Origin of the sequence: Lentisphaera marina (assembly GCF_028745505.1) — a bacterium.
Taxonomy (GTDB): Bacteria; Verrucomicrobiota; Lentisphaeria; order Lentisphaerales; family Lentisphaeraceae; genus Lentisphaera; species Lentisphaera marina.
This window is the reverse complement of sequence record NZ_JAQZZL010000002.1, coordinates 721,875-743,174: the sequence shown is the minus strand read 5'-3', so window position 1 is coordinate 743,174 and position 21,300 is coordinate 721,875. Positions and strand designations below refer to the sequence as shown.

General features: G+C 40.4%; 20 protein-coding genes. 18 read left to right on the top strand and 2 right to left on the bottom strand.

Translation table 11 applies throughout. The features are described from left to right. The first annotated feature begins 71 nt into the window (after positions 1–71). The 11 genes from PQO01_RS14245 (at position 72) to PQO01_RS14195 (ending at position 12,801) form a co-directional block, all read left to right on the top strand. On the top strand, positions 72–2,075 hold the full coding sequence (locus tag PQO01_RS14245) for a TonB-dependent receptor (RefSeq protein ID WP_274314759.1): 2,004 nt from the start codon (positions 72–74) through the stop codon (positions 2,073–2,075). Positions 2,076–2,090: 15 nt separating this feature from the next. After that, positions 2,091–2,948 (top strand): ABC transporter substrate-binding protein, encoded by an 858-nt coding sequence (locus PQO01_RS14240; RefSeq protein WP_274314758.1) that lies wholly within the window; start codon positions 2,091–2,093, stop codon positions 2,946–2,948. Further along, positions 2,938–3,897 carry a FecCD family ABC transporter permease gene (locus PQO01_RS14235; RefSeq protein ID WP_274314757.1) on the top strand — a complete coding sequence of 320 codons (960 nt, stop codon included), beginning with the start codon at positions 2,938–2,940 and terminating at the stop codon, positions 3,895–3,897. The genes PQO01_RS14240 and PQO01_RS14235 overlap by 11 nt, the downstream gene beginning before the upstream one ends. 80 nt (positions 3,898–3,977) lie before the next feature. Continuing rightward, positions 3,978–4,580, top strand: coding sequence for a nitroreductase family protein (locus PQO01_RS14230; RefSeq protein WP_274314756.1), 603 nt, complete (start codon positions 3,978–3,980; stop codon positions 4,578–4,580). 213 nt (positions 4,581–4,793) lie between these two features. Then, positions 4,794–7,376, top strand: coding sequence for an ATP-dependent chaperone ClpB (gene clpB, locus PQO01_RS14225; protein WP_274314755.1), 2,583 nt, complete (start codon positions 4,794–4,796; stop codon positions 7,374–7,376). 336 nt (positions 7,377–7,712) lie between these two features. Next, complete coding sequence (locus PQO01_RS14220; RefSeq protein WP_274314754.1) at positions 7,713–8,450, top strand: DUF3450 family protein; 738 nt, start codon at positions 7,713–7,715, stop codon at positions 8,448–8,450. Beyond that, complete coding sequence (locus PQO01_RS14215; protein WP_274314753.1) at positions 8,450–9,790, top strand: MotA/TolQ/ExbB proton channel family protein; 1,341 nt, start codon at positions 8,450–8,452, stop codon at positions 9,788–9,790. The genes PQO01_RS14220 and PQO01_RS14215 overlap by 1 nt, the downstream gene beginning before the upstream one ends. Next, positions 9,790–10,422 carry a MotA/TolQ/ExbB proton channel family protein gene (locus tag PQO01_RS14210; RefSeq protein ID WP_274314752.1) on the top strand — a complete coding sequence of 211 codons (633 nt, stop codon included), beginning with the start codon at positions 9,790–9,792 and terminating at the stop codon, positions 10,420–10,422. Before PQO01_RS14215 ends, PQO01_RS14210 begins: the two co-directional genes overlap by 1 nt. Then, entirely contained in the window at positions 10,419–10,826 is a 408-nt protein-coding gene (locus PQO01_RS14205; protein WP_274314751.1) for an ExbD/TolR family protein, read from the top strand. The genes PQO01_RS14210 and PQO01_RS14205 overlap by 4 nt, the downstream gene beginning before the upstream one ends. Further along, positions 10,826–11,578, top strand: coding sequence for an energy transducer TonB (locus tag PQO01_RS14200; RefSeq protein ID WP_274314750.1), 753 nt, complete (start codon positions 10,826–10,828; stop codon positions 11,576–11,578). The genes PQO01_RS14205 and PQO01_RS14200 overlap by 1 nt, the downstream gene beginning before the upstream one ends. Then, positions 11,578–12,801 (top strand): tetratricopeptide repeat protein, encoded by a 1,224-nt coding sequence (locus PQO01_RS14195; protein ID WP_274314749.1) that lies wholly within the window; start codon positions 11,578–11,580, stop codon positions 12,799–12,801. Before PQO01_RS14200 ends, PQO01_RS14195 begins: the two co-directional genes overlap by 1 nt. Before the next feature lie 163 nt (positions 12,802–12,964). On the opposite strand, the gene PQO01_RS14190 is transcribed toward PQO01_RS14195, so the two are convergent. Further along, positions 12,965–13,423 (bottom strand): DUF6746 family protein, encoded by a 459-nt coding sequence (locus tag PQO01_RS14190; protein WP_274314748.1) that lies wholly within the window; start codon positions 13,421–13,423, stop codon positions 12,965–12,967. Positions 13,424–13,732: 309 nt separating this feature from the next. On the opposite strand from PQO01_RS14190, the gene PQO01_RS14185 reads away from it, so the two are divergent. The 6 genes from PQO01_RS14185 (at position 13,733) to PQO01_RS14160 (ending at position 18,742) form a co-directional block, all read left to right on the top strand. After that, positions 13,733–14,740: an ArsJ-associated glyceraldehyde-3-phosphate dehydrogenase gene (locus PQO01_RS14185; RefSeq protein WP_274314747.1), complete on the top strand. Its 1,008-nt coding sequence runs from the start codon at positions 13,733–13,735 to the stop codon at positions 14,738–14,740. 10 nt (positions 14,741–14,750) lie between these two features. Then, complete coding sequence (gene arsJ, locus PQO01_RS14180) at positions 14,751–15,950, top strand: organoarsenical effux MFS transporter ArsJ (RefSeq protein ID WP_274314746.1); 1,200 nt, start codon at positions 14,751–14,753, stop codon at positions 15,948–15,950. 102 nt (positions 15,951–16,052) lie between these two features. Next, the gene (locus PQO01_RS14175) at positions 16,053–16,571 is read left to right on the top strand and encodes a MerC domain-containing protein (RefSeq protein WP_274314745.1); all 519 of its coding nucleotides are present in this window, start codon (positions 16,053–16,055) and stop codon (positions 16,569–16,571) included. A 110-nt stretch (positions 16,572–16,681) separates the two neighbouring features. Further along, the gene (locus PQO01_RS14170) at positions 16,682–17,827 is read left to right on the top strand and encodes a leucine-rich repeat domain-containing protein (RefSeq protein ID WP_274314744.1); all 1,146 of its coding nucleotides are present in this window, start codon (positions 16,682–16,684) and stop codon (positions 17,825–17,827) included. A gap of 2 nt (positions 17,828–17,829) precedes the next feature. After that, positions 17,830–18,561 carry a glycerophosphodiester phosphodiesterase family protein gene (locus PQO01_RS14165; protein WP_274314743.1) on the top strand — a complete coding sequence of 244 codons (732 nt, stop codon included), beginning with the start codon at positions 17,830–17,832 and terminating at the stop codon, positions 18,559–18,561. After that, the gene (locus PQO01_RS14160; RefSeq protein WP_274314742.1) at positions 18,545–18,742 is read left to right on the top strand and encodes a SlyX family protein; all 198 of its coding nucleotides are present in this window, start codon (positions 18,545–18,547) and stop codon (positions 18,740–18,742) included. Before PQO01_RS14165 ends, PQO01_RS14160 begins: the two co-directional genes overlap by 17 nt. Here the strand turns inward: PQO01_RS14160 and PQO01_RS14155 are convergent. Further along, positions 18,736–20,238 (bottom strand): glycerol-3-phosphate dehydrogenase/oxidase, encoded by a 1,503-nt coding sequence (locus tag PQO01_RS14155; protein WP_274314741.1) that lies wholly within the window; start codon positions 20,236–20,238, stop codon positions 18,736–18,738. The genes PQO01_RS14160 and PQO01_RS14155 overlap by 7 nt on opposite strands. 225 nt (positions 20,239–20,463) lie before the next feature. Here PQO01_RS14155 and PQO01_RS14150 point away from each other — a divergent pair, with 225 nt between their 5' ends. Next, positions 20,464–21,282 (top strand): hypothetical protein, encoded by an 819-nt coding sequence (locus PQO01_RS14150; RefSeq protein ID WP_274314740.1) that lies wholly within the window; start codon positions 20,464–20,466, stop codon positions 21,280–21,282. Positions 21,283–21,300 lie beyond the last annotated feature (18 nt).

Genomic DNA, 21,300 nt, shown 5'->3' with positions numbered 1-21,300 from the left:
TCTGCCTCGTTCTACCCCTTCGTATAACGCTGGTTATTCGTACATTTTTTTTAGCAAGACCAAAATAACACATGAATTACAAACATTATTTTATAAGCCTATTTCTAGGCGGCGCCCTCTTTGCGCAGGACGCCAATCTTTCAGATTCACAAAAGCCTTCAAATAAAGAAGAAATTTCTGAAAAAGAAACTCCAAACGAGATCAAAAGCTCGCAAGAAAGCCTTCCAAATGAAACTCACTTCATTACCGCAAGTCGTAATGAAAGAGCTCCCGAAACACTCGCTGCTAATGTCACTATCATTGGCCCAGAAAAAATTGCTCAAAGCAATGCTCGCAATGTAGCTGAACTCGTGAAATACGAAGCAGGTGTTGATGTTAAGAAAAAACTCAACACGCCAAGCTCATACCGTATTGACGTGCGTGGTTTTGGAGAAGTTGCATCAGCTAACACTCTAGTTTTAGTTGATGGTCGAAAAATAAACATGCCTGACCTAAGTGGTATGAATCTTGATACTATCCCCCTTAATCGTGTTGAAAAAGTAGAAGTTTATCGTGGCGGTCGTTCAGTCCTCTATGGAGACAATGCAACTGGTGGCGTCATTAACATAATAACTAGAAAAGAAAGTAAAAAAGCAAACACTCTTACTTTAAATGCAGAAGTCGGCTCATACGAATACTATAGATTAGGTGCAAGTTTAGAAGGTTTTGCAGAGGACCTACAGTATGCAATTGATAGTAGTTATACTGAAAGCGACGGCTACCATGACAATAGTGCTTATCGTACAAAAACAGTGGGCTTCAGTGTTTTATCAACTGAATTCGAGAACCTAGAGTTAGCTATTTCTGGTGGAAAAAGCGAATCTCACTTTGATATCCCCGGCCCAAGAAATGGCCAACGTGATAGCGCTTCATATGACGGCTATTATGGGGACTTAAAAGAAGAGTACTTAACAATTACACCCAAATGGTGGATCACTAACGATGTCGATATCGAACTTCAAATGAACTATAGAGAAGCAGAATTTGATTACACCTACCCTGCTGCATGGGGACCATCTCCAGACACTTATACATCAAAAGACCTAAGTCTCTCACCAAAACTTACGATTCGTGAGAAATGGAATGGTATCAATAATACTTTCATTGTTGGCCTCGACCATCGTTATAGTAAAATGGAAGATTTTGGCCCAGATAAAATCAGACGTTCAACAGGTGCTTACATCTATAATACAAGTGCATTTTTAGACGAAACTTTATTTTTAGATTTGGGTTATAGACGTGAAGCTGTTCGTATGAATCTTAATAATGGTAACAATTACGACACGAATGACCTTGATGCCTTCAGTGCTGGACTTACCTACAATTATGCTCCAAACAGTAAAATATTTGCCTCTTACGATCGTTCATTTAGAACTCAGCGTGTCGATGAAGGCGGAGGCTTAGCTTTCGACGAAGCCCTTGATCCTCAAATCTCTAAAACTTGGCAAACGGGTATTCAGCATCAGTTCAACGAAAAATGGGCTGGTGATTTAACTCTATTTCATATAGAATCTGATAATGAAATTTTTTATGATACAACTCTACCAGGTATTATCTTCTCAGGTCAAAACACATCTTATGGTGAAACAACTCGTGTAGGTTTTGAACTTGGTTCTAGCTACTTACTTACTGAAAACTTATCTCTTTATGCAAACTACACCTACATGGACGCAGAACTTGGTAAGGATAGTTCAAGTAATAACGCCAATGACGGGAACACTATCCCTGGTGTAGCGGAGCAATTTGCCAATTTTGGTTTTTCTTGGGACTTCATTGAAAGTTGGAACCTCAACATGAATGCTCATTGGAATGATGATCAATACGCTGAATCCGATTATGCAAACAGTTCTGATAAACAGGATAGTTTCATAACTGTAGACGCTAGAGTTACCTATACATGGAACTGGCTTTCGGTTTATGGTGGAATTAACAACCTATTTGATGAAGAATATAATGAATTCACATCTGCCACTAGTGAATATACAGCTCCAGATCGTAACTTTGTTACTGGCTTTGTAATCACTCACGAATTCTAAGAAAGGTAAATGATGATGTCGCTGAATAAATTCATATGCTTAACACTATTTTTAGCTTTAAGTTGCTTTGCTGAAAAACCAGTTAATGTTCAGCGCATCATCTCGCTAGCTCCTTCAATTACCGATACCCTATATACCCTTGGACTCGAGAGTAAATTAGTGGGGATTACTAATTACTGCCCTACCCCTCCTTCAGGTAAAAAAATCACTCTTGTCGGCAGTATGAACCCCGCACTTGAAGGCCTAGTCGTTTTAAAACCAGATCTCGTCATTACTCTTCACAGTGATAAAAAAACTATTAACAACCTGAATAAATCGGGAATCAAAACCTTAAACATCCACAATGATTCTCTTGAGAAAATCTATCAATCCTACATTAAAATCGGCGAACTCTGTGGAGCTGATGAAGCTGCTCAAAAACTCGTAGATCAAACAAAAGAAAATTTTGCTGAGCTCGCAAAGCTCCATCAAGGTAAGTCACAAAAATCATTAGTCCTCATTTCTAGACTCAGTACCACCCCAGGTAAGCTTGCTCCTTGGGTAGCGAGTAACAAAAGTTTTTATGGCGAAATACTAGCAGGCCTCAATTCTCCATCTGCAGTTCAAAATGAAAAATGCTTTTACCAAATCCCCGCCGAAGAACTCATTTTATCTAATCCCGATTTAATTATTATTCTCACCCCTAGGGAACTTAGCGAAGAACAACAAGTACAAGAAATAAAAGCCTGGCAACAAGTCCCCACCCTGAGCGCTGTTCGCGAGAAGAAAATCTTTTTTATTGGCAATTCCCACATCATGATTCCCGGACCTAAAATCTCTCGAAGCATGAACGATTTTAGTCAAATTTTACAAAAAGCCTCTCATGAAAAATAAGCTTCCCTTTCTCCTTAGCCTTGTGGCACTTATTCTGTGCCCTTTATATGGGTTTAGCGAGATTGAGCTAGCTAATATTTTTGACCCCGGTCACCAGCAGCACTTTATATTTTGGCAGTTTCGCGTACCTCGCATTTTACTATGCTGGGTCTGTGGTGCAGGGCTGGCTATCGGTGGCATGTCCTTTCAGGCACTTTTTCGCAATGAACTTGCGAGTCCATTTACTCTAGGGGTCTCTGGTGGCGCTGCATTGGGTGTCGCCATCATGACTATGGTCGAAATTCAGATCATTAATGATAATAGCTCCGTCTTCTACTCTTTAGCCGCTTTCTTGGGTAGCCTCATTGCTATTGCATTCATCTTACTTTTCCATCGGTTACGCCCTAGAGCTCCCATCGGTGACCTCCTACTTGCAGGCGTAGCTATTTCTTTTGTCTTTAATAGCCTTATTCTTTTCATTCAATACATGGCCAATCCCGACGATATAACGAGCTTGGTTTACTGGATGATGGGTGGCATGCAAATCGTCGGCTACAAACCTTTGCTGTATATTGCCCCCCTTGTTTTACCCGCCATGTTTATCATTTATTCATTGCGTAATGAGCTCGACTTGCTCTTTACTTGTGAACAATTAGCCGCCAGTCGCGGAGTTCAAGTACGCAAATGCCAAGGTCGTATTTTCTTAGCTGTCTCATTGATGTGCGCAGGCTTAGTTTCTCTTTGTGGCCCCATCGGTTTTGTAGGCCTTGTTGTTCCACACATCGGACGGAGAATTTATGGTCCGAGTCACAAGAAGCTCTTTTGGCAAAGTCTTTTCCTAGGTGCCTCTTTCCTCTGTTTCTGTGATTTACTCTGTCGCGTACTCCCCAAACAAGGAGAGCTCCCCATCGGTATTATGACCGCACTCATTGGAACTCCATTTTTCATTTATATAATCTTCAAAAAATAAGCTCAATCCAGCGCTCATAAATTTGATTTATAAAGCCTATCCACATACTTTCTCTCTGTCTATAAAAAAAGGAGATTATTATGAATACACTCGAAGCTATCCGCAGTCGCCGTTCCGTTAAACACTACGATCCTAATCACAAAATGAGCGATGAAGAAATTAAACAAATCTTTGAGCTCGCTCGTCTATCTCCCTCTGCTTTTAACTTACAACATTGGCGTTTTGTTAACGTTAATGATCCAGAACTCCGCAAAGAAATCCGTGCAGTCGCATGGGATCAAGCACAAGTTACCGACTCATCACTTTTTATCGTCCTTTGTGCTGACACTCAAACTTGGCAGAAAAACCCCGCCGCTTTATGGACGGGTGCACCGCAAGCTGTGCAAGACATCCTCGTTCCCGCGATCGACGGTTATTATCGCGATAAGCCTTCTGTTCAACGTGACGAAGGACTTCGTTCCTGTGGTATTGCTGCTCAGACCATCATGCTAGCTGCCAAAGAAATGGGTTATGATTCATGCCCAATGGATGGCTTTGATTTTGATGCCGTGGCTCAACTCATCAATTTACCCGAAGATCATATTATCACCATGTGTATTGCCATAGGCAAAGGCACTCAAGATGCTTGGCCGAGACCTGGTAGTTTTGATTATGAGCAAGTCGTTATTGAAAACCGTTTCTAAAGCTCTTATCTAAAACTAGCATTAAACACAAGAGTTTGGAGTGCCATAATGCTACCAAACTCTGTGCCAGCACTGCTCAAAGTGACACAGCAAAAAAACTACAGGCTAAACATAAATCACATAAGCTACTAATAATTAAAACCTTAAGATCAAGACAAGATCACTGGCATTCAGTCTTTTCTATAATGGCAAATTAAATAAAAGGATAACATTATGGATATTAACAAATTCACCGAAAAGTCCCGTGAAGCTTTAAATGAAGCTAAAAATTTGGCGACTGAAATGCATCATCAACAACTCGATCTTGAACATTTTATTTTAGCCCTACTTGATCAAGAAAGAAGTTTGAGCGCTAGAATCATTGATCGTTGTGATAGTTCTTCACAGGAATTTATTCAAGAACTAAAGAAAGCGCTCGATTCAAAAGGCAAACTCGATCAGCCGAGCGAAGTCTACTTTTCTTCTCGCTTTACACCTTTTGTCAGCAAAGCTGAAAAAGAAGCTAAGAAAATGGATGATAGTTACTTAAGCGCAGAACACTTCTTACTTGCTTCTACTCATGAAGGGAATAATAGCGATATTGGTCAACTCTTCAAACAATTTAATCTCAATCATAAAAAAATAAGTGAGGCCTGCATGAGCATTCGCGGTGGACAAAAATGCGATTCTCCCAATCCGGAAAATACTTATGAAGCCCTAGAGAAATATGGCTCAGACTTAGTCGAATTAGCACGCAGTGGCAAATTAGATCCCGTTATCGGTCGCGACACAGAGATTCGCTCAATTGTCCGAATTCTTTCTCGTAAAACAAAAAATAATCCCATTCTCATCGGTGAACCTGGTGTGGGTAAAACCGCCATTGTCGAAGGACTTGCACAACGTATCGTACGTGGCGATGTCCCCGATGGGCTGAAAGATAAAACAATTTTTTCTTTAGACATGACCGCACTCATGGCTGGAGCTAAATTCCGTGGTGACTTTGAAGAAAGACTCAAAGCCGTTCTCAAAGAAATCAAAAATGCTGAAGGTCGCATCATTCTCTTCATCGATGAGATTCACACCATTGTGGGAGCTGGTAAAACAGAGGGTTCCTCAGATGCGGGTAACATGCTCAAACCCATGCTAGCTCGTGGTGAACTCTACTGTATTGGCGCAACGACCCTTGACGAACATCGCAAATACATTGAAAAAGATGCTGCTCTTGAACGCCGTTTCCAACCAGTCATGGTGGATGCTCCTAATGTAGAAGATACCATTTCTATCCTGCGTGGTCTCAAAGAACGTTTCGAAGTTCACCATGGGGTCAAAATTGCGGACACCGCATTAGTTGCCGCAGCGATGCTTTCCGATCGTTATATTTCCGACCGCTTTTTACCGGACAAAGCTATTGACCTCATGGACGAAGCCTGTGCCTCTATTCGTACCGAGATTGATTCCATGCCCGCTGAACTCGATGAAATCACGCGACGAATCATGCGCCTCGAGATTGAAGAAGTCGCACTCAAAAAAGAAAAAGATCGCGCTTCTAAAGAACGTCTTGTTCAACTTCGTAAAGAACTTGCCGACCTCAAGGAAAGCTCTTCCTCCATGCGAGCTCAATGGCAAAAAGAAAAAGAGGCCATCCAAGCTGTTAGCAATAAACGTGAACAGCTAGATGAATTACGCACGGAGTTTCAGAATGTGCAGAATAGTCAAGACTTTGAACGACTCGCGCAAATTCAGTACAATGATATTCCTCAGCTCGAAGCTGAAATTAAAGAGCTCGAAGAAGCGGCCGCCAAAGTTCAAGAAAATGCTCTTATCCACGAACGAGTCGAAGAAGACGAAATCGCCGATGTCGTCGCTCGTTGGACTGGCATACCTGTGACGCGTCTCGTCGAAGGAGAAAAGCAAAAACTACTCAAGCTCGATGAAACTCTTCACGAAAAAGTCATTGGGCAAGATGAAGCGGTTCAAGCTGTAGCCGATGCCGTCATTCGTGCTCGAGCTGGTATCAAAGACCCTCGACGCCCTGTTGGCAGTTTTATTTTCCTCGGCCCTACTGGTGTCGGTAAAACTGAACTGGCAAAAACTTTAGCCTACTCACTCTTTGATTCAGAAGAACTCATTCGCATTGATATGAGTGAATACATGGAGAAACATGCCGTATCACGCCTGGTCGGGGCGCCTCCCGGTTACGTTGGTTATGAGGAAGGCGGTTACTTAACAGAAGCCGTTCGTCGCAAGCCTTATTCTGTCGTGCTGTTTGATGAGATTGAAAAAGCGCACCCAGATGTTTTTAACATCCTCTTGCAGCTTCTCGATGATGGCCGCTTAACTGACTCACGTGGACGTACTGTAGACTTCCGCAATACCGTCATTATCCTAACATCAAATATTGGCTCTGAGCATTTGCTGAAAATCCAAGGTGAAGATGAAGCACAAGATAAAGAAGCGCGCAATGAAGTGATGACTCAACTTCGATCCTCCTTCCGTCCCGAGTTCCTTAACCGAATTGATGAGATCGTGCTCTTCAAGCAATTGCAGAAATCTGAGATCCTCAAAATCGTTTCTCTCTTGACTCAAGACCTCAGCCATCGACTGAAGGATCAAGGAGTCGACTTGAGTATTTCTGATGAAGCTAAAGCTTTTATTGGCGAACAGGGCTACGACCCCGTTTACGGAGCTCGCCCCCTCAAACGTTACCTCCAACGTCAATTGGAAACTATGATTGCCCGAACTCTCTTGTCAGGCGAACTCGAGGATGATAAATCCATCCATATCGAATTAAAGGATGGTGAGCTTAAACTTCATTAAGCCCTATTAGGGATAGCGTCAGTAAAAATATTTTTACTGGCGCTACTTTTTTGTCCTATGAATTTCACTAAATCAAATAAGTTAGCTTATAAATGATATTAAATCTCAATTTATTTTGTAAGCTTTTTTAAGCAGGCTATTATAGATTTATCAATGTTCTTCTAGAACTTGTTTGTTTATCTTATGGTGTTGAAAGGGAGACTTCGTGTCTCCCTTTTTTTATCCTTAAAACATGACTGATTTTAAAATTGAGAATATATCTCATTTAGTATAGAATATTCCTCTTTTTAGACTAAATTCTCGGGAATTTATTAGCTGATTATATACGGAACTCACATGAAACAACTTTGGCTTATTTTAGCTTGTCTGCCCAGTTTACTTTTGACTGCAAAAGACCTCTCTCAAAAAGACATGCTAGAACTCATCAAAAAAACAAATGAACTTGAGTTACAAGTTCAAAATGAAGAACTTAAATGGAAAGAAGAAAAGCAAGTTTTAAACTTACAAGTCGAGCTTCTGAAGAAACAAGCACTTGCAGCTAAAAGTGATAAATCCACTAAAGAAGACTTAGTGAAAAAACTCAAGGAAAGTTTAGCTCAATCCAAAAACACACAGGCTCTTTTAGAAAAAAATATTAAGCAGTACAAAGCAACTCTAAAAAAGCACAAGCAAGAACTCCTTGAGAAATGGCACCCACAATTGCCCCAAGCTTTACAAAACCTTTTAGAAAGTGAACATGAAGCCCTGAGTAAAGATCATGCACTTATTCAAAGTTTTGAAGATATTCAAGTCTACACACAAAGCTACTTAGAGCTACAAACTAAAGTTCATTTACTTGTTGAGACACACATGATTGACGGCAAAGAATGGCAAGTCTCCTGTCTTTACATTGGTACCGCTCAGGGCTACTTCATCAACAAAGACAAATCACTCTGTGGAACTTTAAATTTTTCCAATAATAAATGGGCGGCAAAGTCTGATTTAAACATGCTGACTGAAATTGATTCTGCCTTTGCACAATTTAACCGTGATGGTCGCCCTGAACTCGTGAAGTTAAAACTGGGAGACAAATAATGAAAAAAGTTATTCTCGTTCTAGTTTTATTCTTGTGCAATACTTATGCGGTGGATTTACAAAAAGCCTCTGAACAATTACAGAGCAAATACTTAGAAGCCAACAAAACTCTAAGTTCACTACAGGAAGATATTTTTTCTCAGCGCCAAACTCTACTCTCAGATATTGATGCGGCAAAAAATGAATTGAACGCTTTGGCCGTCCAAAGTTTAGATGAAGAAATCAAAGCCTTGCAAGATGAACTAAGCAATTCGATCTTGGCGATCGAAGAACTCGAAAATGAGACCGAACTTTTCCAAGATGGCCTCTTAGAAAATCGTCGTCAATTCGAAAGTCTTTTGTCTCAGGGAGAAATCGAAGAAGTCGAGGAAGCTCTTCAAAGCTGGGATCAGTCACTCGAGAAAAAATCATTCCAAGAAGCTCTCGTTCAAAGTCTTGAACTAAGTCAGTCAATTATGTCGAAAGGTTTTGAGATTCATTTAAGCAAAGCCAAAGTTGCTGATGATAAAGGCCTTATTAAAGAAGCTGAAGTTTTGGCCATTGGACGCGCTAAAAATTACTACCGTTTAGATCAGCTCAGTGGCATTGGTACACACAAGAGCGACTCCATCTATCCGCAAATAACTGCCATTGAATCATCTAAGCACGCTTTTGATGATTTTGCCCAAAATGGAACTTGTTCTTTAAATTTGGATTTTAGTAATGGCTTAGTTTTCAAAGACTCTGCCAAAAAGAAAACAATCCAGGATCACCTTAAAGCTGGTGGTATCATGGTCTACCCCCTACTGCTTCTCGGCGCTATCTGTATTCTTATTGCCCTCTATAAATTCGTTCAACTCTTCAGTATCCGCAGTCAGTATGACGACAAAGTCATCAAGTTGATCATACTACTGAAAGAGGGTAAGAAAGAAGAAGCCGAAGCCTACGTGAGCACACTTAAAAAACCCATTCGCGCCTTGCTTTCCGAAGCACTTAAATACAAAGACGCTCCCCGTGAAGACCTCGAAGAATTACTCAACGAAACTATTCTTAGCGAACTTCCACGCCTCGACCGCCTCATGCATATCTTATCAGTTTCTGCAGGTGCAGCTCCTCTTATGGGATTACTCGGCACAGTGATGGGCATTATTAAAACTTTTGAAATGATTGGCATCTACGGCACTGCCGATACTAATCAACTTTCCCTAGGAATTTCTGAAGCATTAGTAACGACTGAAGTTGGACTTATCGTTGCCATCCCTACTCTCATTACTTATTCCCTGCTCAACCGTCGCTTACGCAGCATTGTTTCCAATCTTGAAAAAGCTAGTCTTAGCTTCATCAATGGTCTCCGCGCATAATGACTTACTGGCAAACAGTTATAGACATGTGGTCTGAGGCCGGTTGGTTTGCCTTAGCCCTGTGGTTTTTGTCTTTTGTTTCTTGGATCTACCTACTGAAGCTTCACCAAAAGCTCACACGCACTTGGTTTAATACGAGTAAACTGAGTAAAGACATTACTCACTTATTATTGGATGGTAAAAGCAAACACGATATCCGTACTTGGCTTTGTAATAAAAAAGGCGTCGTTCCACATATTATCAATTACGTGCTCGCAAGTAAAGACCATCGTAAAATTACCCTCAAAGAACGCTATGAAGAAGCGAGTATCACTGAGGTCACAAGTATTCACAAAGAATTTGGAGTCCTCAATTCCCTAGTCAAATCCGCGCCCCTACTCGGTTTACTTGGAACTGTGGCAGGCATGATCCAAACCTTTGCAGCCCTCAGCCAATCTGGTGATATCACCTTAGTCTCCCAAGGAATCTCGAAGGCTTTGCTAACAACGCAACTTGGCTTGCTGATTGCTTTGCCTGGTGTTTTTGCTTCTGCTTACCTCAAACGAAAGTTTTTGCGTTTGTCCATGGAATTGGAACGCCTCATATACCACATAGCTAAATTGGGCGACAGCACTGATGAGGTCAAAGCATGAAGCGCCTTTACTCCAGACTCAAAATGGATGACGACACTCAAAACGTCGACATGACCCCACTCATTGATATGGTTTTCATCCTACTCATTTTCTTTATTGTGACTTCGGTCTTTGCCAAAGACAAAGGCATGGATATCGAACGTCCCTCACAACAATCTGCAGGCAAGGTTGCCAAAGAAAATATTATGATTGCACTTACTAAAGAAGGCAAGCTACGTGCCGATGGCCGTGACATCTCCTTTAATAGCCTGCGCTCCTATGTAGCAAAGAAAATTAACTCAAAAGATCAAGCCGTGGTCATTATGGCCGACATCGATGCCGACGTGGGTGACTTAGCCGATATCATGGATGAATGTCGTTTAGCTGGCGCCAAAAAAATCAGCCTCGCAACGGAGACTGAATAATGGTCAACAATAGTGAAGTCCTCATTTACCGCAGCTCAAAGTCATCTTATAAACAAGCGTGGATGAACTGCCTCTTTGCGATCGTGTTTGGCTCTGCTTTTTTTCTTATCTTACCCCTAATGAACAAATCTCCCGAAGTCCTCAAAAAAGACATAAAGATTAGAGAAATCCCACAAATCACTAAAAAGAAAAAAGCCAAAAAGTTAAATCAGAAATTAGATAATCCTAAGGAAGTCAAAAAGGAACTTAAAAAAGTCCCGACTCCGCCTAAGCCACTGCCCGTAAAAGCCATCAACATGAAAGTTGATTTGCCACCGATTTCCTTTGCAAGCGAAGTCCAACTGAGTAAAATGACTTTAAGTCAAAATTTTGAGACTGACTTTGCTATTGAAGCTGCTAGCCCTCCCCTTGTACAAGCAAGTTCAAATGCTAGTGCTGAGACTGCTGTCGACTACTCTGGCATTTTTGAAATTAATGAAGTCGATCAACAAGCGCGCCGTCTCAAATTTGTGCAACCCCTCTATCCCCGTCGCGCCATGCAAAGGGGTCTAACGGGAACTCTGAGTGTAGAAGTTTTAATCACCAAAGATGGCCAAGTTTCCACCTACAAGATTTTAAAATCCCCTCACCGAGGGGTTTTCGATAAAGCCTGCATTAAAGCTCTGCTTGCAGATAATTATAAAGCCGCCACAAAAAATGGCCGCTCCGTCAGTTCAAAAAGAATTATAAATTACGATTTTAGGTTAAAATAATGAAGTACCTTCTCTACTTCCTCAGTTTCACTCTCTTGGCACTTGAGCCCACGGTTCCTCGTGAGCAAAAAAACCAATACCAAGAAGTCATTGCATTAATTTCCAAAGACCCTGACAAAGCTCTTGTCGAACTTGGGGATATGGATGCTCAACGCTCAGCCATTTTTGACTATCTCGAGGGTAGTATTTACCTTGATAAAAAAGATCAAAGCAAAGCACTCATTCAATTTTCTCAAGCCGTAAAAAAGCTTCCCGAATTTACTCGTGCACACAAAGCCCTCGCTTTCCTCTACTTGGAACAAAACAAACACGAACAAGCACTTAAACACCTCTCTTTAGTCATTAGCCTAGGAAGTGGCGACGCAAGTACTTGGAAGAACCTTGCCTATGTCCACATGAGTCTAAAAAACTGGCAAGCGGCTTGGTTCGCCTTTGAAAACGTACGCCTTTTTGAACCAAAGAACCCTCAGCTCAAAAAGTATTTCCTCGACATCCGCATGCACCAGGAAAACTACCAAGAAGCACAATTGCTTGCGAAAGAAATAATTGAAGAAAAACCACAAGATCGCAATACTTGGCTCACCTACATTTCTTGCCTCAATCAACTCGACAAGCAGGAAGAGGCTTTAGCCAACTTTATTTTATTCGAGCAACTCTTTGAGCTCAATGACTCAGAAAAATCAAATCTTGCGGGACTCTATTACTCGCAAGAAAATTACTTGGCCGCTGCAAAGTATTTTGGACAAGTTTCAGGTGAACTCGAAGTCGGTGCGAAACTTAAACAGGCCTATGCCTTGATGAATATTCAAAAATTTGCGGAGGCCGCAAATATTCTTGCTAAACTCCGAGATATTGAATTCAATAACAAAGAGTCTTATTTCCAAGTCTACGCTCAAGTCCAAATGAATTTAGGTAAAAACAAAGAAGCTCTTAAACTCTATCAAGAGGCACTCAAGTACAATGCTAATAGTGGACTCACACTCATGGCGATTGCACAAGTCGCCGACCAAGAGGCGGACTATGAGCTCGCAATTGATTTTTATACTCGTAGTCTGAAACACAAAGATTTAATGATAAATGCACTTTTGCGAAGAGCGCGAATCTACCTGATCCAGGAGAAATGGTCACTTGCCGAGCAAGATGCCAAAGCCGTCATTAATTCACAGGCCAACAAAAACTCCAAAGCCTTTGCTCAAAACATTCTTGATAGTATCCAACGTTAAATTAATGAAGTGAGTTTAGAAGCTAGTGCTAAACTATGACTTTCACTTCGTAATAATGATTTCGAAAATCACTTCAAAAAAGAAGTCTTAATTTTTATTCAATATGTAAAATAACTTATAAAGCCCTTCTTAAGAAGAGCTATACAAATGGATACGCCTAAAACTATTTTAAGTTTATCGCGATTTTAGCAGCTAAACTTAAGAACTCAGTTAGATTTTTCTGCGTAGCTTCTTTATTATTACTTTCAGATGCGAGGTGAACTTCCTCTAAAACAACAGCAGCTTTTTTGGCAATTTCTTTCTGCTCAGCAGTGAGGTTTTCTGAAAAATACGCAATAGCTTTTTCTGTTGAGTAGGTGATCATATGAATATCGTGAAGTTCTGCTGCATCAAATTTGTTTTTTGATTTAAGCTTCTCAACTGTTTCATTAAAAACTTTTATAGCATTATCCATAGAGCTAATATCTGCAATCTTTAAGTGCTGAACAGGCTTTTTTGCATCTTCTACAGATGGTGCCACTGATTCTTTTACTTCAGCAGGAACTACAGGTGCTTTTACTTCTTCTTGCTTACAGGACATAAATGTCGCTACTAGGAGTGTGGAGATAAATAATTTTTTCATTGATTTTCCCTGGTCTTCATATGTTTTGTATCCAAAAAGAGTAATACTACCTGAAATATTATTCAATCCTGAAACTTTATCTCAATTTCATTTTTTGCTACTTTTTGATTTGAACATACAGCATCTTCTTAGAGTCTTTTTATAAGTGTATTTTGAATGAAGATCAGTGAAATGAATAGATTTTAGTAAAGCTCATAAATCATACCACCAGACTCAGAAAAAGGTATGTTTTAATCAGATTTTAACTAAATGCACTATTCATAATAAGCTGATAAGACTAAAGTCCCAAAAACAATTAAGGAATATATTATGTCTACAAAAATAGCTATCAATGGTTTTGGTCGTATGGGTCGCCTTGCTTTTCGCGAAGCTTTTGATCGTGATGAGCTCAACATCGTTCACATCAATGAATTACATGGCAACGCCGAATGCGCCGCTCACTTACTCGAGTTCGATTCTGTTCATGGTCGCTGGGATCGTAATATCAGCTTCACGGAAAACTCGATCATTGTCAATGGTAAAGAAATTAGCTTTTCTAATGCGAGTTCACCTTCTGACTATGATTGGTCCGCCAAACAAATAGATATCATTTTAGAGTGTACTGGCGTACACAAAACAGTCGCAAGCCTTCAGCCCTACTTTGACATGGGCGTTAAAAAAGTTGTTGTTTCAGCTCCCATCAAAGAAGAAGGGGCACTCAATATTGTTTATGGTATTAATGATGAACTCTATGATGGAAGTCAAAATATTGTGACAGCTGCTTCTTGCACGACCAATTGCTTAGCTCCTGTTGTTAAAGTTATTAATGAAAAGTTCGGTATCAAACACGGTTGTATGACGACTATTCACGACATCACTAATACTCAAACTATTATTGATGCTCCGCACAAAGATCTACGTCGTGCTCGTGCCTGTGGAGAATCTTTAATTCCCACCACCACTGGTTCAGCTACGGCTATAACAGTGATTTATCCAGAACTTAAAGGCAAACTCAATGGCTTGGCAGTACGCGTTCCCCTTCTCAATGGCTCTTTGACAGATTGTGTATTTGAACTTAATCGCCCTACCACGAAAGAAGAAGTCAACCAGTTTTTCAAAGAAGCTTCAGAAAGCTACCTCAAAGGCATTTTAGGCTATGAAGAGAAACCACTCGTTTCAGTTGATTACAAAGACGAAAAGCGTTCTTCGGTAATCGATGCTCTCTCAACAATGGTCATCAACGAAACTCAAGTGAAAATTCTAGCTTGGTACGATAATGAGATAGGTTATATCAACCGCATGGTTGACCTACTCAATAAAGTGGAAAAGTCGCTTTAAGCTTATCCTCATGAAAAATATAAAAGATTACTGCATTGTCACAGCCGCTTACTGGAGTTTCATGCTCACAGATGGTGCGCTGCGCATGCTCTGTCTTTTATACTTCCATAGCCAGGGCTTCTCTCCAGTCGAACTGGCTTTCATGTTTTTGCTTTATGAACTCTGCGGAGTTTTAACTAACCTATTTGGCGGTTGGTATGCACAAAGAAAAGGCTTACGTCAAAGTTTGATTAGTGGTTTATGCTTACAAGTCTTTGCCCTATCAGCTCTTTCTCAATTAAGTGACAATTGGAAACCCGCTCTCTCCTTGGCCTTTGTCATGGGAGCACAAGCTTTTGCGGGAGTCGCAAAAGACCTCACCAAAATGAGTTCAAAAACTGCTGTGAAATTCCTTGTTCCAGACGATTCCTCCAAGCTCTTCAAATGGACCGCTGTTTTAACCGGGTCAAAAAATGCCGTTAAAGGATTGGGCTTCTTCTTTGGTGCCTTCCTTTTACAAAACTGGGGCTTTAGCAAATCTTTACTGATTATGGCTGCGGGAATCGCAGTGATCTTAATAATGGTCTTGTGGAAATTAAAAGGCGACCTTGGACAAGTAAAAAGTAAAGACCGCCTCAAGGACTTCTTTAATCAAGGACGTAAAATCAATCTTTTGGCTGCTGCCCGTGTTTTCCTCTTTGGTGCGCGAGATATTTGGTTTGTGGTCGCTGTACCCGTTTTCTTTCACGAATACCTTCATTGGTCCTTCACTCAGGTGGGCACCTTTCACGCACTTTGGGTCATCGCCTATGGTGCCGTTCAATCTTCTGCCCCAAAAATCCTCAAAACTGCCGATGGTTCTGCCGGTGATAATAATAAAGCTTTCTTACTATCACTGACCCTTTGCGCTTCTATGGCCCTCATTATTGTGGCCTCCGCCAGCTATGGCTACACGTCCATTGTGCTTGTGGGTGGCTTAATGCTATTCGGTTTTTTCTTTGCACTTAACTCTTCCTTTCACTCCTACCTTATCTTATCTTTTTCAAACTCAGACAAAGCCGCTATGAGCGTTGGCTTCTATTATATGGCGAATGCCATAGGGCGACTCTTCGGTACTTTACTCTCTGGTATTCTCTACCAAGTCGGAGGACTCATAGCCTGCTTAATCGGCTCACTTATCTTCCTTATCAGTACCAGCGTCATTAGTAAAAAACTTCAATTTGAAAAATAGGCCCGTATTAACTTAAAAAGTCGGCTTGAATAGATAATAAACTTCTCTATTTTTATTGATAATGAATTATCAATATCAATTTTTCTAGGAATAAATCTCACTATGTTCAAAAAACTCGATGCCGATTTAATTGGTAGTATTGCTTCTGTCGTCTGCTTAATCCACTGTTTATTCATGCCGTGGGTTCTTATGTTTTCAGGTGCTTGGTTAAGCCAATACTTCAGTCATCCACTCTTCCATCACTTAATGCTTATTGTTGCTTTGTTGATAGGTGTACCAGTCTTTCTTCGATCATATTTTAGGTACAACTCAAAGCTAGTACTTTTTTTGGGAGTTCTAGGTCTGAGTTTAACGAGTTACGGCACTTTTATTGATGACGCCTGTTGCCCTCATGAATTAGAAGTAAAAACACCTACTACAGACTGTACGGATTGTGACTCAATCATTCACTCATCCGAGACAGATTTGGAACTACACTCTCTCGATATAGATTTCACCAATACTGAAACTGATTTCAAAGCCGTACCATGGGGTGTCGCTTTTATTTTATTTGCACATATTTTAAACTTTAAACATAGAAAAAAATGCAAAATTCGATGTTGTGCTAAGCCGCTCAGTTAAAACCAGCTACTATATTAATTTTTCATAAAACTTATATTTTCTCTCAGCTAAGTTGAAACAATTGCCCTGCTTGCGCTATTGTATGTGAAAAATAATTTGAGGGAAAAAGCATGTTTAAAAAATTCTTAATCAGTGGCTTACTTAGCTTGAGTAGCCTATTTGCAGAACAAAGTCAAATTTCTAAATACTCAGCTAATATTAAAGAATATAGTTCTGAAACTAGATCGAAATTAAAAGATATTGAAGAGAGTAAAAATTACTCACTTCGTATTGGACAAGCAATTGACCAAAAGACTTTTGCAAAAATCTGCTCAGACATAAAATGGATTTCTGATTTAAGTACTGAGTATGGCAACAAGAACCTCAACTCTTTTGCCCCCCTCGCAAAGCTAAAGAACTTACGTCAATTCGAAGCGATTAGTTGGACACAGTCAGAAGAAACATCCATTGACCTAAGTCCTTTTGAAAATCTAACTGAAATCGAAGTTTTAAATTTTTATGCCACCCGTATTAACAACACTGCCAGTCTAAAAAACCTTACGAAGCTCAGGAAGCTCAGCCTCTACATGAGTGAAGTCAATGATATAAGTTTTCTTGAAAACTTGACTAACTTAGAGGAATTAGACCTATACGGTTTCAAACATACTTTCAAGGATTATGCCCCCCTCAAGAATCTTGTCACAATCAAAAAACTCAACACCTACATGAATACTCAAGCTAGCAACGAGAATATGCAGGTCTTTGCCAATTTAACGGCCTTAGAAGAATTCAGTTCTAGCAATAATAAGCTCATCACTCATGTGAACTTCCTGAAAAACGCTACACAATTAGTAAAACTTAAACTCAAGTGGTGTCGTAAACTGCAAGATATTGAAGCTTTAAAAAACTGTCAAAAAATCAAAAATATCGATCTCACAGATAGCTTAATTACGAGTATTACTGTTTTACAAAATAAGATCCACTTAGAAGATCTCGATATATCTGGTACTAAAGTTACTGATTTAAGTCCGCTTAAATCTTGTAAACAATTGCAGTCCTTAGATATCTCTGATACGGCCATAAAGGATCTTTCAGCACTGGCTTTCTGTCCTAATTTAAAAAGTTTAAACCTCAGCAAAACTAATATTCAAGATTTATCTCCTTTACATAAGAGCAAATCTTTGCGTCACATAAGTTATAGTCTCAAGATTCCTGATGAAGAAATCTCTATACTTAAGAAATTTTTACCGGACTGTAAATTTCGCATTAATAACTAAAAATGGGGCAGACTACGAGTCTTATTGCTCATCGTGGCGCGAGTGCAGATGCTAAAGAAAACACCCTAGAGGCCTTTAACTTAGCTTTCGAACAAGGTGCAGATGGCATTGAAGGAGATTTCCTACTCACTCGCGATCGCAAAATCATTGCCTTTCATGACCTCAACACCAAACGATTACTCGGGAAAGATCTAGCCACGAAATCTCTTGCTCTAGATGAAATACGCCAATTCAGCCCCTACTACATCCCCGAACTCCACGAGACTCTTGATATACTGCCGCAAGGCAAGCAAATCTTTATTGAATTAAAGTGTGGTCGTCAAGTTGAGCAAGAGCTTATCGAAACTTTTCGAAGCTCGCAAATTCTTCTAGACCAGGTCACAGTCATTTCTTTTCGACTTCCAACACTCATTCGCCTCAGAAAACTCTGCCCAGAAATCAAGATTTTATGGATCCGTCACTTTCGTTTAAGTAAAGGACGGATCTCTCCGGATTTAAAAGAAACTCGCGCAGTCATTGAAAAACATAAATTTAATGGCATCAGTTCAAACGCAACTCACATAAACAAAGAATTTATAAACGAATTTAAAGACCTAGAAATCAATTGCTGGACAGTTGACTCAGCTGAACGTTACCATGAACTCGAACAACTTGGCTGTCACTCCATCTCCACTAATTGTCCAGGCTTCATACGAAAAGGTTTAAAGGAATTAAAAAATGAGCTCAGATTTTGAAAAGCGCCTCATACGCCTCGAAAGTCTAGTTAGCATGCAAGATGATATGATTGAAACTCTGAATGAAGTTATTACCCGTCAACACATGGATTTACAAGCACTACAAAGGGAACTTAAAAACATGCAGGAAACGATAGAACAAGAGCCCATCGACATGAATCAAAGGCCGCCTCACTACTGAAGCTTCTCGAGCCCCAGCAGTTCACGCATCATATCTAGATCCATTTCATCTAATTTATACTCCATGGCCAAAGTCGTACGGCGACGTAAAACGTCTTCCAGTTCATGCACCTGTTCTTCTTTTCCCATGTAGACAAATTCAGCTTTAATATATCCACTTCCTGGATGAACTTCATTCATTAAATTGGGATCGTCTTTTAGAAGATCTAAAATCTTCAGAGCCTCTTTCCCGTAACGTCTCCACAAATGATCTGCAAGTAAACTTAGCCCATCAAAGTAGCTTGGTAAATTCAGTTTCTTAGCAGCCTCGAGAAAATCATCTTTATCAGTACTTTCGCCATACCAAACACCCTTGCGATACTGAGTTTTTAACAAGTCACAAATGGCCTCCCCCACTTCTTCTCCGACATTGAGGCAATCAGTAATTTTCCCTCCGACAATCGTCAATGACTTTCTATCTTTGTCTAACTCTATTTTATGCTTGCGAGTCAGCTTTATCCAATCTTCCCCCTGATCATCTCCTTCGACTATCAAGGTGCGTACACCACAACGTTCGGCAATTATATCTTTAAGACTGAGGTCTTTATATTCATTTAAATAAGAGTTAATATTATCCAAAATAAACTGACGATCGCCCTGACTCACTTCACATTCGTGACTGGCGACACGGGTATCGGTGGTCCCTATACAACTACGGTTTCCCATCGGCAAGACGAAGAACAAACGTCCATCTTTAGAAAAAAAGGTTAAAACGCGGTCGGATGGGCCTATTTTCGGCACAATTAAATGCACCCCTTTGGAAAAGGCGACTTGATTACTTACGGGAACATCTTCGCTCAAGGATTTCAATTGCGGCCCACAGGCATTCACCAGAGCTCGCGCTCGGATTTGACGTTTTTGCTGAGTTCGCAAATCTAATAAATCCACTTCCCAAAAACCATTTTTGTAAAGGGTTTTTTCTACTCTTGTGTAGTTATAACACTCCGCTCCTCTTTTTTGAGAATCACGAATGAATTGATAGACAAATCGAGCATCATTATCTGGTAAATAAGCATCGGCATAAGATACCGCACCATTCAACCCCTCTTGCTTCAATAAAGGCGCTTCATGTCGGACTTGCTTGGCTTTGACATAGCGAGGTTTAAAAGTTTGACATCCCCCCATCAACCAATAAAACCAGGCTCCTGCATAAATGAGCTTGGATGAGTAAGGGTTACCTTTGTAAAAACTGGTAAAGTAAGCGATTTCACGCACTCTGTCGGGGTAAGATTTCAGCAGGCGATTGCGAGATTCGCAAAGTGCTCGCACCAAAGTGAATTCTGCTGATTGGAGATATTTTATTCCTCCCCAAATCATATTTGAGGAAGCCTGGCTTGTCATCGAAGCGTAGTCATTTTGTTCTATGAGAGCAACTTTCAGGTTTTGATAGGATAAATTCGCAACACTCGTGGCGCCATTTATCCCTCCCCCAACTACAATAACATCATATTCGTTCACTGATATAAAATCCATAATTTAAATTCAATATATGACCTCTGAATTCAAAAATAAATAATTTAAATTGGCTTAGGCTAAAAATTAGGGCAAAGACTTTTTAAGTTTCTACTTTTTCCCTTAAGTTTCCTCATTTTTATTGACATTTTTTATTTTTTAGCTAAATCACAAAATTGATAATCAGCTAGCTCGTCTTAACTTATACACATAATAATTTAGGAGCTAAAAATGACCGAAGTTGTACCAGTCCCCATCCTTAGTAATTTGACGATTCATAATATTGACCAAATTCTTCACCGCGATCTCATTGCCAACAGCAATGATAATAGAGCCCTTGTCTCTTATGGCTTTAAGCAAAATGGGGAAACTCACTTCATCGGTCGAAGAGAAGCACTCGAGAATAACTGGTCGCTTGATTTTGTCGAAGGCCTAGCTATGCAAGCTTTAGATAAACACGAAGAACCTGAATGGGAACCGGTCGAGGTCAAGTACCAAGGTGCTACTCACACGCTACTCAAAAGAGAAGGTGACGACCTAACGGCTAGTAGTATTCTTCGCAAAAAGCTCCTCGTAGAAATCCAACAGCATTTCGGCACTAAATCAGTCGGCTTCGCCGTTCCTAATCGCAATACGATTATTGCTGCCGCTGTGCCTGAAGCCCTCCTCATTTACCTCAATGATTGTTACCATGCTTCGGATGCCCAAGGCTACGAAAAAGTTTCTAACATGGTTTATTTAGTTCGCAATGGCAATGTTCTAGCCGCAGCCCCCATGCCTGCTGATGTCCCAGCTCCTCAGCCTATTGCTTCTCAGACAAAGGCAACTCAATCTGGTATCGATACTGGAACTTCTTCTAACATGAAGAAACCAAAGCGCCCTACTCGATCACTTAAAGCAGGTAAATCCAAACTCAATGCTCGTCGTGCTGGAAGTGCCTCTAAAGCGGGCAATGCTTCCACTCCACCCGTGGAAGAAGCCGCACCAGCAGCAAGTGCCGCACCAGCACCGACCGCAGCCAAAAAAAATGCGCGCACCTGGTGCTCGTAAAAAAATCAGCATCAAGAA